General features: G+C 35.4%; 15 protein-coding genes. 4 read left to right on the top strand and 11 right to left on the bottom strand.

Annotated features, from left to right (window positions below; genetic code table 11):
- Positions 1-6 precede the first annotated feature (6 nt).
- The 3 genes from F6K27_RS03720 to F6K27_RS03710 all read left to right on the top strand — a co-directional run bounded on the left by F6K27_RS03720 (position 7) and on the right by F6K27_RS03710 (position 1,848).
- Entirely contained in the window at positions 7-138 is a 132-nt protein-coding gene (locus F6K27_RS03720; RefSeq protein ID WP_287286804.1) for a hypothetical protein, read from the top strand.
- A gap of 116 nt (positions 139-254) precedes the next feature.
- Complete coding sequence (locus F6K27_RS03715; RefSeq protein WP_124147120.1) at positions 255-665, top strand: ChuX/HutX family heme-like substrate-binding protein; 411 nt, start codon at positions 255-257, stop codon at positions 663-665.
- 670 nt (positions 666-1,335) lie between these two features.
- Positions 1,336-1,848: a transcriptional repressor gene (locus F6K27_RS03710; RefSeq protein ID WP_287273997.1), complete on the top strand. Its 513-nt coding sequence runs from the start codon at positions 1,336-1,338 to the stop codon at positions 1,846-1,848.
- Between the two features lie 77 nt (positions 1,849-1,925).
- Here F6K27_RS03710 and F6K27_RS03705 read toward each other — a convergent pair whose 3' ends face one another.
- The 11 genes from F6K27_RS03705 to F6K27_RS03655 form a co-directional block, all read right to left on the bottom strand.
- Entirely contained in the window at positions 1,926-3,377 is a 1,452-nt protein-coding gene (locus F6K27_RS03705) for a peptidoglycan-binding protein (RefSeq protein WP_287273995.1), read from the bottom strand.
- A 518-nt stretch (positions 3,378-3,895) separates the two neighbouring features.
- Positions 3,896-4,072 carry a hypothetical protein gene (locus tag F6K27_RS03700; protein WP_287273993.1) on the bottom strand — a complete coding sequence of 59 codons (177 nt, stop codon included), beginning with the start codon at positions 4,070-4,072 and terminating at the stop codon, positions 3,896-3,898.
- Positions 4,073-4,361: 289 nt separating this feature from the next.
- Positions 4,362-4,790, bottom strand: coding sequence for an SH3 domain-containing protein (locus F6K27_RS03695; protein WP_287273991.1), 429 nt, complete (start codon positions 4,788-4,790; stop codon positions 4,362-4,364).
- Positions 4,791-4,894: 104 nt separating this feature from the next.
- Positions 4,895-6,394, bottom strand: coding sequence for an AAA family ATPase (locus tag F6K27_RS03690; RefSeq protein ID WP_287273989.1), 1,500 nt, complete (start codon positions 6,392-6,394; stop codon positions 4,895-4,897).
- A 102-nt stretch (positions 6,395-6,496) separates the two neighbouring features.
- Positions 6,497-7,012, bottom strand: coding sequence for a DUF177 domain-containing protein (locus F6K27_RS03685; RefSeq protein WP_124147115.1), 516 nt, complete (start codon positions 7,010-7,012; stop codon positions 6,497-6,499).
- A 402-nt stretch (positions 7,013-7,414) separates the two neighbouring features.
- Positions 7,415-7,915, bottom strand: a complete 501-nt coding sequence (locus F6K27_RS03680; RefSeq protein ID WP_287273987.1) for a R3H domain-containing nucleic acid-binding protein — start codon at positions 7,913-7,915, stop codon at positions 7,415-7,417.
- The gene (yidC, locus tag F6K27_RS03675; RefSeq protein ID WP_287273985.1) at positions 7,915-9,063 is read right to left on the bottom strand and encodes a membrane protein insertase YidC; all 1,149 of its coding nucleotides are present in this window, start codon (positions 9,061-9,063) and stop codon (positions 7,915-7,917) included. Before yidC ends, F6K27_RS03680 begins: the two co-directional genes overlap by 1 nt.
- 192 nt (positions 9,064-9,255) lie before the next feature.
- Positions 9,256-9,645: a PH domain-containing protein gene (locus F6K27_RS03670; protein ID WP_287273983.1), complete on the bottom strand. Its 390-nt coding sequence runs from the start codon at positions 9,643-9,645 to the stop codon at positions 9,256-9,258.
- A complete protein-coding gene (gene rnpA, locus F6K27_RS03665) occupies positions 9,617-10,024 on the bottom strand; it encodes a ribonuclease P protein component (RefSeq protein ID WP_287273981.1) in 408 nt (135 codons plus the stop codon). The genes F6K27_RS03670 and rnpA overlap by 29 nt, the downstream gene beginning before the upstream one ends.
- Positions 10,025-10,081: 57 nt before the next feature.
- Positions 10,082-10,222: a 50S ribosomal protein L34 gene (gene rpmH, locus F6K27_RS03660; RefSeq protein ID WP_124147110.1), complete on the bottom strand. Its 141-nt coding sequence runs from the start codon at positions 10,220-10,222 to the stop codon at positions 10,082-10,084.
- 120 nt (positions 10,223-10,342) lie between these two features.
- The gene (locus F6K27_RS03655) at positions 10,343-10,870 is read right to left on the bottom strand and encodes a DUF2808 domain-containing protein (protein WP_124147109.1); all 528 of its coding nucleotides are present in this window, start codon (positions 10,868-10,870) and stop codon (positions 10,343-10,345) included.
- A gap of 901 nt (positions 10,871-11,771) precedes the next feature.
- On the opposite strand from F6K27_RS03655, the gene F6K27_RS03650 reads away from it, so the two are divergent.
- Positions 11,772-12,911, top strand: coding sequence for a Re/Si-specific NAD(P)(+) transhydrogenase subunit alpha (locus F6K27_RS03650; protein ID WP_287273980.1), 1,140 nt, complete (start codon positions 11,772-11,774; stop codon positions 12,909-12,911).
- Positions 12,912-13,247 lie beyond the last annotated feature (336 nt).

Here is a 13,247-nt window from a genome sequence, read left to right as displayed (position 1 = left end):
GAATTAGTGTATGATATTAGTATTAATTACTTAGGAGTCAACCCACCCCTAACCCCTCCCAGGAGGGGAACAGGAGTTAGGAGGGGAGAAAGAAGAAGAAACAAGAGAAGAATAGAAGGAGAAAGTTTTTTTGTTTAGCTACGCGATATGTAAGGCGGAGCGCGGAACGGAGTTTTATCCCTAGTTGTCTAGTTATTATATCATATCTTAAATCGCCAACGCCAAAAATAAATAATTAAATAATATTTTTATCTATGACTACTAACCTAAAAGATTTTTTAGAAGCTTGTGAACAATTGGGAACTTTACGTTTAATTGTGACAAGTACTGCTGCCGTATTGGAAGTTAGGGGCAAAATTCAAAAGTTATTTTATGCTGAACTTCCTAAAGGCAAGTATGCCAATATGCACACCGATATTGTTGAGTTCCATCTAAACATGGATATGATTAAACAGGTAAAGTTTGAGACTGGGGAGGCAAAAAGAGGAAATTTTACTACTTATGCAATTCGTTTCTTAGATAGTGAAGATAAAATTGCTTTGAGTGCATTTTTACAATGGGGAAAACCAGGAGAATATGAACCTGGACAGGTAGAATCTTGGCAAGGGTTGAAAGAAAAATATGGTGAAGTTTGGAAACCTGTTCCTGTGGAAAGTTTGGAATAGTTACAGAGGATTACCTAATGAGTTTTAATGAAAATTAAACTATGTATTGTATGGTTAAATACTAATAATTAGGGTATCCTCAAAAGTCCTAAGTTTTAGCTTAAGGAACAGAAAGTAGGGAAATTTTTCTTGTTACAACCCCAGAATTTTACTCCTTTATCTTCAAAAAAGATATTACTTTTGATACTATAAAAAGCTCTCAACTAGAAGTTTTTCAACCTTTAATCCAAAATTACGAAGATCGATCCTGAGACTTGTCGCTTAATTTTGATAAGTCCAACCCACAATTTTACAATTTTGTTTTGCCACTTTTAGGGTTTTATTTAGCGACAAGTTTATTATTTTAAAACTCTGAAGGGTTTTTCTGCAAACTCTAAATAATCTTTTTTTTGCCTATAGGATAAAGTGTATTCGGTATTTCTATCTACTGTCTATGATATTAAGTCCGGATAATTAGTTATAAAAAAACCTATCCTCTTACACAGGGCAAATCTCCCTATTATCGCTGCTTCCCGCTCCCTACTCCCTGATTTATAAGTATTCAACCGGACGTGATATTACTCTCAAGCTCCCAAAAATTTTCAGGCAATTTTCAATAATATCTTTTTTTTGACAATCGTTTAGTTATTGTGTATGATTATCAATAGGCGTACATTTTTGATAAAGTACCGTGGCCCTTTACACACCATCTTCATTTAAAGCAGAACTAAATGACAAAGGTTGGCGAATGACTCCCCAACGGGAGACCATTTTGCACGTTTTTCAAAATCTTCCTAAAGGCAATCATCTGAGTGCCGAAGATCTTTATAATATGCTACAAAATCGGGGTGAAAGAATTAGTCTATCTACCATTTACAGAACTTTAAAGTTAATGGCAAGGATGGGAATTCTAAGAGAACTAGAACTAGCGGAGGGACATAAACATTATGAGATAAATCAACCTTATCCCCATCATCACCATCATCTTGTCTGCGTACAATGCAATAAAACTGTTGAATTTAAGAATGATTCTATTTTAAAAATTGGTCTTAAGCAGACAGAAAAATCTGGGTTACATCTCTTAGATTGTCAATTAACTATTCATACAATTTGTTATGAAGCCCTAAGAATGGGCTGGCCTTCTCTAGTATCTTGTGAATGGTCTTGTCCACGATCACTTGCAGATGCAGAAAATTCTGAATAAAAAAACTCTGAATAAAATAAACAACCCCACTTAATCTCTGAGTGGGGTAAATAAAAAAAGATTTATAAATCTAATAATTAGTTTCCAATATCTTTAGCACTTAAACCATAATGCAGATGAGCTTTCGCCACTGCTACTCTTGTTTCTGAGTTGTAAACTCCATTTAACGGACCAAAATAAAATCCTTGTAGCCGAAGTCTCTTTTGCAGTTCTAAGACATTTGCTTGACTACCTATATAAGTAGCTCGCCCTTTGGAAGCACTTGGAGTAACAATCATAGGATGCCTAAGAGCTTGTAATGTATTTCTTGTAGCTACTCCACTGGCGTTTGTTCCCGCATCTTGCTGAAAACGTCTGACCGCAAACTCAGTCGCAGGTCCAAAAACACCATCAATGACACCAGGATAATAACCCAATCTTGTTAACAAAATCTGGAGTTGTTTTACAGCCAAACCTCGATTACCCCTTCTGAGAGAACTTGAGTAGGAGTATTGCCTAGTGGTGTAGTTTTGCCTGGAGTCAGACACAGGACCTGGGGGCAGAACTTGACTAGGATTAAATAGAAATGATTGAGTTGTTGGTCCTACTATACCTGTAGGAGTAATTCTATTCCTCCTTTGAAATTCAATTACTGCTATCTCAGTACTTCGATCAAAATAGTTAGTTATTTGTCCTTGATAATAACCTAAATTTTTCAAACGTTGTTGTAATCTTCCTATCTCTACACCTGTTTCTCCAGGTCGAAGAAATACTTTCTCCACAGGAACAGGTCTAGTGCCAAACAAATATTCTCTAGTTGTAATACCTACCTGACCCGTAGGCGTAATTCTGTGAGAGTTTTGAAATCTGATAACTGCAGTTCTAGTATTTTGGTCATAAATACTATTGATTGGACCTCTGTAAAACCCTAATTCTGCTAACCTTCTTTGAATAATTGCTACTTGAGGGCTAACTTGTCCAAAAGATAATGGTCTTGTTGAAGAATTTAATAGGGAAGAATGAATTTGATTAGACCTCTTACCTGCAAATAGTAATGACCAGGTAGTAGGTTCAATTTGACCTGTAGCTGCAATACCCTTGTCTTGCTGGAACTGTCTTACAGCTCTTTCTGTAATAGGACCATAATAACCAGTTAGATTAGCAGAAAAATAGCCTAACTCTCTAAGTTTTCTTTGAACTGCAGACACTGTTGCGGCATTATCTCCACGTCTTAGATAGACTGCACTATTAGGGGAAAGAATAGCATCGCTTTCTGGTCTAAAGTTAGAAGAGCCAGAAAAAAAAGAGTTTGTTGCTATTTGTCCTTGGTATGTTTGACTAACATTAAAATAACTATTTGTTTCAGGACTGAGAATTTCTGGCCTTCTAGCACAACTAGAATCAATAATAATTAAATTAATCATCATTATTGATAAAAAATTTATGTAAGCGAAGCTAGACAGTTTTTTCCAGTTAAGTCCTTCAATAAGTTTGAAGTCTTTGTTTTCTTCATTAACCAGAAAAAATTCTATATATGCAAGAGATTCCATAAATTTTCCTGGGGGACTCTAAAATTTTAATAGTAACAAGCTAAATTGATTGAGCTTGTTATCTTAAAGAAGTTATACCAATTTTATGTAAGGCGGCACAAAATTATGAAATTTATTACTACTTGTCTGTCTCGATCTACAGTCAACCCCGATCAAAATATTATTCTATACAACTTCTGATGAATTTGGTATTAAAGCAATTCTTAACAGAGTATAATAATTCAATTATTATGAACAGAGACGGAGACTTTATGTATAATAAAATCTCTAGCTCATCAGGAGAGGGAAATATTTGAATCTATAACTTCAAATATTCAAACAACTTCCCCCATTAACACAGAGGTACTTTTCTCTCCTTTAAAGACTTCTCTATTTGAGTTTATGTCTTTGTTCATTATTCAACTACTATTAGGGTATCAAATTGTTAGTACAATAACTTACTGAAAGAACATCTATAGATTAATTTAATTTAAACTTTCCTATCTAATATTCTATCATTTTGTTGTACTATAAAATGCTTAAATTAAACCTGCGCGGTCAAAAATTAGAGCTACTAAAGCGGCAAAAATAGTTATTCCTAAAGCAGTTAAAGGATTTTGACCTTGAGTAACAGCAAAGGAAGTCACTACACCAGCTCCTAGAGCAGCAGTAACGGCAGCAACTAATGGATCGCGGTTTGAACGATTTTTGTACATAATTATTTATCCCAGATAGACTTTTGAAACAATTCATAACTAACAACGTTGTCTCAACCTATCACTTAATTAATAATTAAGATGGGAATTATCCTGGTTTTGCAATTAACATTAAAATTTCTCTAAATTTCTTAACAAATCAAGACTATTTAATGATAAATTTTTTGCAGAAGTTGGGAAAAGGTGGCAGAGAAAATAAAAAAATTAAATAATTACTTATAAATATGTTTTTATACTCAATATTTATATTTATTAGGTAAGTCTTCAATGATATTAAATAATAGAGAATCTACTCCAATTTTTCAGTATTACCACCTGATACCCATCCTGTACGATTACTACCATCATCCACTCGAACTTTTTGCCATCTTTTATCTGAACTTTCTTCCAAAACTATAACTTTCTCTTGATAAGAAACACCACCAATACGATTAGCATTTCTACTAGGAGTATCCCGCAAAATTAAACCAATAGGCTCAACTACAATAGCTTTATAAGCTCCTGGGTCTAATTCATTAGATAAATTTTTATTTGTAGTTTCTGAAGAAGACGTACTCACTTTTTGGGCAACAGGTTTTTCATTAGTAAATATTGGTTTTTCTGGCATTTTCGTTAGTTTTGCTGCAAAGAAGAGAACTGCTGCTGCACTAGCACCAGCTAGCAATAGTATTGCTAAAATAAACCCTATTAAAAATTTGAAGAAGCTATAAAAATTCATAATTTTAAGACTTTTTTCCAAGATTGAAATCAAAAAAATTGGATATATATAAGCAAAATTAAAGTTGCTAAACTTATAGTCCTATAGAATTATTATTGATAATACTAAAAATTACTTTTTAAGCCACCATATCTAGAAGCAAGACGCGCTTTACCTGCTGCTGCCCAATCTTGTAAAAACTTGATTTGTTCTTCTGCAGTCCTAGCAAGAGGGATAATTTGACTAGCAGACTCTAAAATATCCTCAGTAGTAAACTCACGATTTTGACTAAATCCAATGTGCATAGCTTCAATTAGAGATTGTTCTATTTCTGCACCAGAAAAATCTGGAGTTTCATAAGCTAGGCGATTTATATCATAATTTTTGATATTGTGAGGTCTTAGTCGAGATAAATGTACCTCAAAAATAGCTGTTCTTTCTTCTTGGTTAGGCAAACCAACAAAAAATATTTCATCAAACCTACCTTTTCGTAATATCTCAGGAGGTAAAGATTGAATATTATTAGCAGTAGCTACCACAAAAACAGGAGATTTTTTCTCAGCTAACCAAGTAATAAATGTACCAAAAACGCGACTGGTAGTACCAGCATCTCCTTGACTTTTCAACCCTGCAAAACCCTTATCAATTTCATCAATCCAGAGAACACAAGGTGCTAAAGCTTCCGCAATAGAAATCATCTGTCGGGTACGAGACTCCGACTCTCCGACTAACCCTCCAAACAAACGTCCCACATCCAAACGTAGTAGAGGCAAATGCCAATGATGAGCGATCGCTTTAGCAGTAAGAGATTTGCCAGTACCTTGTATTCCTACCAAAAGTAAACCTCTTGGATGAGGCAAACCATATTGTCTGGCCCTTTCAGAAAATGCTCCTCCACGTCGCAATAACCAATCTTTCAGGTTATCTAAACCCCCAATATCAGAAATATTTTCACGAGCAGGATAGAAGTCTAATATTTGAGTTTGGCGGATATTTTGACGTTTTTCTTCTAATATTAAATCAACATCATTAAGCTGTAGTTCTCCGTGAGTAGCAATTGCCTTAGCCAAAACTCTTCTAATTCTTTCAATAGATAATCCTTGAGCTGCTCGAACAACTTCATCTAATAAACGTTTGTCTAAAGATTGACCCATTGCCACTAATAGATGTTCTACCTCTTGGGAAATTTCTTGACTATTTGGCAGTGGGAATTCTATAATTGTGATAACTTCAGTTAAATCTTCTGGAACAGATATTTGAGGAGCAAGAATAACTAGATTTTTAGGTTGAGATTTTAACTTTTTTGCCAAATTTCGTAGTTTTCTCGAAATAGAAATATCTTCCAAAAATCTTTGAAAATCACGCAAAATAAAGACTGCCGGAGCAGATTCCGGTAACTTTTCCAAAAGCTCTAAACCTTGGAGAGGATTTCTTTTTCCCCACCCTATATCATTAGGATTATTTTGATATCCTTCGACAAAATCCCATATATAAACCGCTCTATTAGCCTGTCTTTTTGCTGATTGAATAATTGCATTTTCGACTCGCTCTTCTTCCCTAGTTTGGATATAAATTATTGAGTAGCGCGAACGTAGTAGTAGTTCAAATTCTTCTTGAAAACTCATAATATTTTTTTGTCAGTTGCCAATTTGATAATCTTCAGTGTATTGCCAGTAAAAAAAAAATTTTTTATTTAATATTTAACAGCTAACTTTCTGATTAAAATTTCAATTATTATTTATATTCAGTTGTTTTTTGATAGATTCTAAACCAGCCCATCGCCGGTCTATCATTAATGAAGAGCCATTTTTTTCAGATAATTTAATTCCCTGGCAATTTTTATCGCATAACTTTCTGGGAGGAACTGCCAAACACAACTGTTCATATACCCATTCTTTAGGGTTAAAATATCCATCTGGAGGTAAAGTTTCCACCAAATCTTCCACAGAATTTTCTACTTCTATCTGAAATAAATCCTTTTGCTCTTTAATTTCTTGAAACCAAATTAATTCTTTTGGAGCGATCGCCAATTTATAGTTGTACTGTTTTAAACATCTATCACAAGTGAGAGTAATAATTGTTTCTGATTTTCCTTTAACTTCCAGATAATTGCCATGATGAGTTACTTGTAAATAGCCTCTAACTGGAGTCAGTGTGTCCAAGTCTGATATAAATTCTTCAAACTTAATAGCCTCAGTCTGCTCAGTTTTTTTTAGTAGACTGGGAATATGTATTACTTCCATCTTCCTTATACCTCACTTATTCCATATCAGCTATTCAGAATTCTGAGTTTGACATCCTCTCCCATTAAATCTCGCGATTATAAAGTGAGACTCCCAAACCTCACGATTTGGATTGCGCAGATTACATGGTTAAAGTTAATAGTTAGCTTTGTGATTCACCGTAACCCAGTAAAACCTAAACTTTTGAGCATCTCTTAAGATTTATTTTACAGATACTTTCTTAATGGAGTGCTTATTGTTTGTTTGGTCGCGATCCATCTCCCGGTATAATCTCAGATTTACCGGGAGTCCTCTCGCTCCATTTTTGATAGAATTCTGAATTTGCTTTACTTACACTAATGATTTTAATCTCTATAAATCATTCTTTTCTCCAAATATTTTCTATATATTTTCTATTGGTCATTAACTTCTAATTTTCACTACTAAACGGCGGTCTGGTTCCTGTCCATGACTGTAAGTTTCTAAATCTTCACAGTCTTGAAGCATAGTATGTATTTGACGACGTTCGGCAGAAGATAGAGATGTTAACTCATGTTCTTCACCAGTCAAACGTACTTTTTTGGCTGCATACTCTGCTATTAATAGGAGTTCTTCTTGACGGCGAACTCGATAACCGGCTATTTCCACAGTGTAGGACAAATGCTGTTCTGAATCATGAGCTATATTCAGAATTGTATTAACAAGATACTGAATTGCATCAATTGCTTTACCATCAAATCCTACTAGAATAGAAACTTGTTCTGGTGTCAGATTTGTCTCATCTATGATTAACCAATAGCCGTCTTCTTGTTGTTGACCTGTGACTTTTGCTGGAATTTCTGCTAAAATTAGCAGTTTCTCTAGCCATTGCTTTCCTTGGTCTAATCCTTGTTCTATATAATAACTATCGTTCATTACTAGCATTAAGCTTTCTTCTTAGAACGTCCTGGTTCAAAGGGTAATGCTTCTCTTCCCTTTCCTGTTTTTGTTGTTTTTGGCTGTGACTCTTCTACTAATTTCTGTAGGTTCTCAGGTAATGGTTCCTTTGATAAAATAAAAGCCTGAACCGTTTGAAATATGTTAGCTATGAGCATATAAAGTAACACACCTGCCGGTAAAGGAGTAAACAGAAATATTCCTGAAAACAAAAAGGGAGTGATTTTGTTAATTGAGTCTTGATTAGGATTAGCATTGTTAGCCCCTGGTCCTTTACCTGATATTGTCTGACTAGCATAGATACTAACTCCAAAACCAATCACCATAATTAATATATCCCAGTGAATCTTCCCATTTTCATCAAAGGCACCTACACGACCTAGAGCTTTAATAAATAGAAATCCTTTATTTGCTGCAATTCCTGGGATAGTACCTTGAATTGTAGCATCCCCTGGTTGTAAAGCTACTAAGTTACCGTCTCCATCGATTTGAACTCTTTCTGAACCTTTAGTTATAGTCCATGTAGGTTTAACTTCGGTTTGATTATATTCCTGTTTCAGAGTTTCTAGAGATTTACCTTCTACTGTTTGAAATTCGACGTGAGTCTTATCTCCAACAACTAACTTATTACCACTAGGCATCAAGGCAAAAATAGGAAAGTGGACACCATCATTAACATATATATTTTGAGGTGAAGTTATATAAGCTTGTGGTTGAATTCGCTCTAGTTGTTCTTGAGGAAATATTTGTATATCTACAGTGTAATTAATATTAGTAAAGGGCGATCCACGCAGAGTTGCAAACAAGGCAAAAAGTATAGGCATTTGAAATAGCAGTGGCAAACATCCTGCCAATGGATTAAACTCTTTCATCAGTTTACCCATTTCTTCCTGCTGTTTTTGTGGATCGTCTTTATAGCGTTTTTGAATCTCCTCTTGTCGCTTTTTCATCAAAGGTTGCGTAACTTTCATCTTACGCATATTCCTAATTGACCCCGCATTTAACGGGTAGAGACTTGCGCGAATTACAAGAGTTAAAGCTACGATCGCTAGACCATAACTTGGTACGATCCCGTAGAAAAAATCTAGGATCGGCAGCATTATATTGTTGGAAAGAAACCCTATACCAAAATCCATTATTTTATGTCAACCTTGGGGCTGGTGATATTTCTAATTTCGACTATTTTTAATTTTTGATTACTATATAATAAAGGTATCTAGTTCAATACATATAAATTAGTCATTTATAAGAACATTTACTAGGTCGATATTATAGTAGTAGCTAATTGAAAGACATAGTAGCTTTGAAAAATAATAGTTAAATAACTATCAATTAGTAGGACTATTAGTTTTTTGAGCTTTTGCAGTCATCTTTTCAGTTATGTAAGATTCAATCTCTCTAAATCTTGGTATTGCCCTGAGTTCTAAACGAGTACCATTTCTGAGAGTAACTACCAAGTCCCCCCAAGCTCCTAATCCCCTGGGTACTTTTGCTATTTTGACAATTTCTGAGTAAACAATATCTGTTCTATCTTGTCCCATCCAGCCTCCTATTACGGAAACTCGACGATTAGTAATCCTATAGCGTAGCCATAAAGCCCTCACAATAGCAGCAACAGTTAGAGGTAGGCCAATAATTGTTAAACCAATAAATAAGTTAAGAATTAAATCTCCTATGTGGGGACCACCTTCATAAAAGGCTTCCTCTCGAATACCCATCCAACACCTCCACTTGTGTCAATAACTCTTCTAATTGTTGCAGAAATTGAGAATAATTGCACTGTTGAGCTGTTGGTTTAACTACAATCACTATATCCCATCCTTTGGAAATGAATGGCAACATTTGACGTAAAGCTGCTCTAATTTGGCGTTTAATTCGATTTCGGACTACTGCTCCTTTGCTGACTTTTTTGCTAATAGTAATGCCTATGCGAGTAGGTTGCATAGATTCTAAATTATCTGCACCTTGAGGTAACTTAGGCTCTTGCTGATGACGCAGAGCCTTTAATGTCAGATAAGAACTATTCTTGCGAATTCCTTTTTGATATACAGCACCAAAATCTTTATGATGACGCAGCCTGTTTTCGATAGGCAACATAGTGAGATTATTTAAAATTTGTCTATAATCATCAGAATTATTTCTAATTTTCTTTTTCTAATAGACTGCTAGACGCTCCCGCCCTTTTTGCCGACGTGCTTTAATTACTGCTCGGCCATTTCTAGTACGCATTCTTGTTCTAAAGCCAGATACTCTTCTTCTTTTTCTACTTGTACCATGTAAAGTCCTTTGAGTCATTTTTTCTGCTCCTTAGCCACTAATCTAATCACAATTTAAAGTCACAATCCCTTATTATAGCACATATATCATATAAAGTAAAATAGGGCAAATCTATCGTCTATTTCTCGGTCGAATATCTTATTCTATGGTCAAAAGCCATGTGCCAATATAACGTAGTAAAGGCACATCACCAGGAGTCCTAATATTGGCATTAAAGTGGTACATTCCACCAAATCTTGGATTTCTGACATTGCTGAAAACTACTTCAATTTTATTACCCGCAGGGATAGGTTCAGCAGGGTAAATTTCGACAAAATTATTTTCTTTGTCCCATACTATTTCATCAATAGGTATTGATTCTGGTTTTTCTGAACTTCCTCCCCCAACACGAATTTCTATTTTGTCAGTATCAAATGAACCTTTGTAGTAATTGGGATAAAAAATTGATAACTGGGCAACTGCTAAATTTAATTTGTTTGCTGGTATCCTTAGTCGATAACGATCCCAAGTCCCGGACCTACCAGAATCTAAACGAAAGTTTAACTGATTTTTTTGTTCTGGGCCACCAAATAATGTAAATCCTGGCATCCCTTGAGCCAAGCTAGCAATTGGTACACCTGTTAATAAGCAACTGCTAACCAGCAAAGTAGAAAGTATACGTTTCATAAAACTTCCTCTAATTTTAAAATCTCTTCACTAAAACTTTATCAAGATTTTATATATACGGCTAGTGCTGCTACGCGGAAGTTAAAAGTCAAAAGTTAAAAGTCAAAAGTATTGAGAGGAAGTTAAAAGTCAAAAGTTAAAAACGAGTTCTAATTAGCGAGGTTTCCGTTTCCTCCCGAAACGCTCCGCAAACAGAATGTAAGACGCACATCTGACAGTCAAAAGTATTGATTTGTAATTTTTGTAACTGGTCAGTTATTTTCGCCATCCTGCATTAGGGATTTTGAAAATAGATATCTGAGGGAGTAGGGAGTAGGGGGAATTAACGAAGTCAGAAGTCAGAAGTCAGAAGTTAACCCACCCCTAACCCCTCCCAGGAGGGGAAGTAGCGGATTTGAACTTCGCTCCACAAATATTGCGCCTTAAAAGGCGGGGTTTTAGACCCATGTTATTTTGATAATTGATGATTTATTTATGATAATTGATTTGATTTTTGATTTTTGGAGATGCCTAATAGTATAAACAGGATTTTTAAAATAGATATTTCCACCAAAGTAGGGAGTAGGGAGTAGTATCTCTATTCAAACTGACAAATTAAAAATATTGACTTTGAGAGTAATCTCCACAAATTTATTTAATATCCTCTTTATTTAGCAATTTTTTTGAATTTGTTCAAGCTTCAATAATGACCAAGTATTTAGTCTTAAAAATCACATATTTTCTTAATGTCCACCTTGAATTCATAAGACAAGTTAAAGATAGCAATGAGCAACGAAATATCAGCCTAATAATTATTAGTAAAAGAACAATAAACATAGCTATAGCTAGCTAACTCAGGCCCATGATTTTAGGTAGGGTTCTTAGGTAAGGAAATCAAACTTTAAGTAGACAAGGAGAATTTATGAGAATAGCAGTAGCTAAGGAAACTCTGGTCAATGAATCCCGTGTGGCCTTAGTTCCCGATGTTATAGCACGATTAGTCAAACAGGGATTAGAAATCCAGGTAGAAGCAAGTGCGGGAGAAAAGTCTTTCTTCTTTGATGGAGCTTACGAACAAGCTGGAGCAAAAATAATTTCTGATAGTGACGCCCTGTGGCATGAAACTGAGGTACTTCTAAAAATTGGGGTACTACAGGAATCAGAAATTGATAAGTTACGAGAGGGTACTGTTTTAATTAGTTTCCTCGATCCTTTAGGCAACCCTGCTATCGTCCAACGTTTAGCGGAGCGGAAAATAACTGCATTCAGTATGGAGTTGATTCCTCGTACCAGTAGAGCGCAAGTTATGGATGCTTTATCTTCCCAAGCTAATATTGGTGGATATAAAGCAGTTTTGCTCGCTTCTGCTGCTTTACCCAAGTTTTTCCCAATGTTAACTACTGCAGCAGGTACAATTAAACCTGCCAAAGTATTAGTAATGGGTGCGGGGGTTGCAGGTTTACAGGCGATCGCTACTGCTCGTCGTCTAGGTGCGGTAGTAGAAGCATTTGATATTCGTCCAGAAGTTAAAGAACAAGTGCAAAGCTTGGGAGCCAAGTTTGTAGACGTGACTCTCCAGGAAGATACTGTTGCTGAGGGTGGTTATGCCAAAGAACTTTCTGAGCAAGCTAAACAACACACTCGTGAAGTTCTCACACAGCACGTTGCTGCTTCGGATATTGTAATTACTACTGCTCAAGTTCCTGGCAAAAAAGCGCCATTGCTAGTAACTAAAGAAATGGTAGACCAAATGAAACCAGGTGCAGTGATAGTTGATATGGCAGCATCACAGGGTGGAAACTGTGAATGTACTGAAGCAGGCAAAAATGTACAGTGGAATGGTGTGACTATTATCGGTCCGGTAAACTTGCCAGCAACTATGCCAGTTCATGCTAGTGAATTGTATGCCAAAAATATTTCCGCTTTACTCAAATTGATGATTAAGGATGGAGAGCTAAATCTTGATTTTGAGGATGACATCATTGCTGGTGCTTGTGTTGCCCATGGTGGTGAAATTCGCAATCAAAGAGTCAAAGATGCTTTAGGTGTTGCTGTTAGTTAGTTAATCTCAATCTGAAAAGTATTGCTAAGTTTGAATATCCGTAAAATAGCATTTGGTTAAAAGTTGTATTTGGTAAATTAAGCAGTTTTTCATCATCTATCTGTGATGAAGATAAATTTGATGCCAAATTAGCTAGTATAGCAAGGAAAGAGTTGGTGTTTGACAGAGATTTATGATGAACCTGAGACAGAGGAAAGCTTTTACCACTGTTCCCTGTTCCCTGTTCCCTGTTCCCTGCTATAGCTGAAATTTTAATTTAATGCGGTCTTACTTAGTCAACTTTTTGGATAAAACTTTTAACAACAACAAAAGCAAGAAGTCAAAAATTAACTGTAA

The organism is Okeania sp. SIO2F5 (assembly GCF_010692685.1).
Lineage (GTDB): Bacteria > Cyanobacteriota > Cyanobacteriia > Cyanobacteriales > Microcoleaceae > Okeania > Okeania hirsuta.
This window is presented reverse-complemented; position numbering and strand designations above follow the sequence as displayed.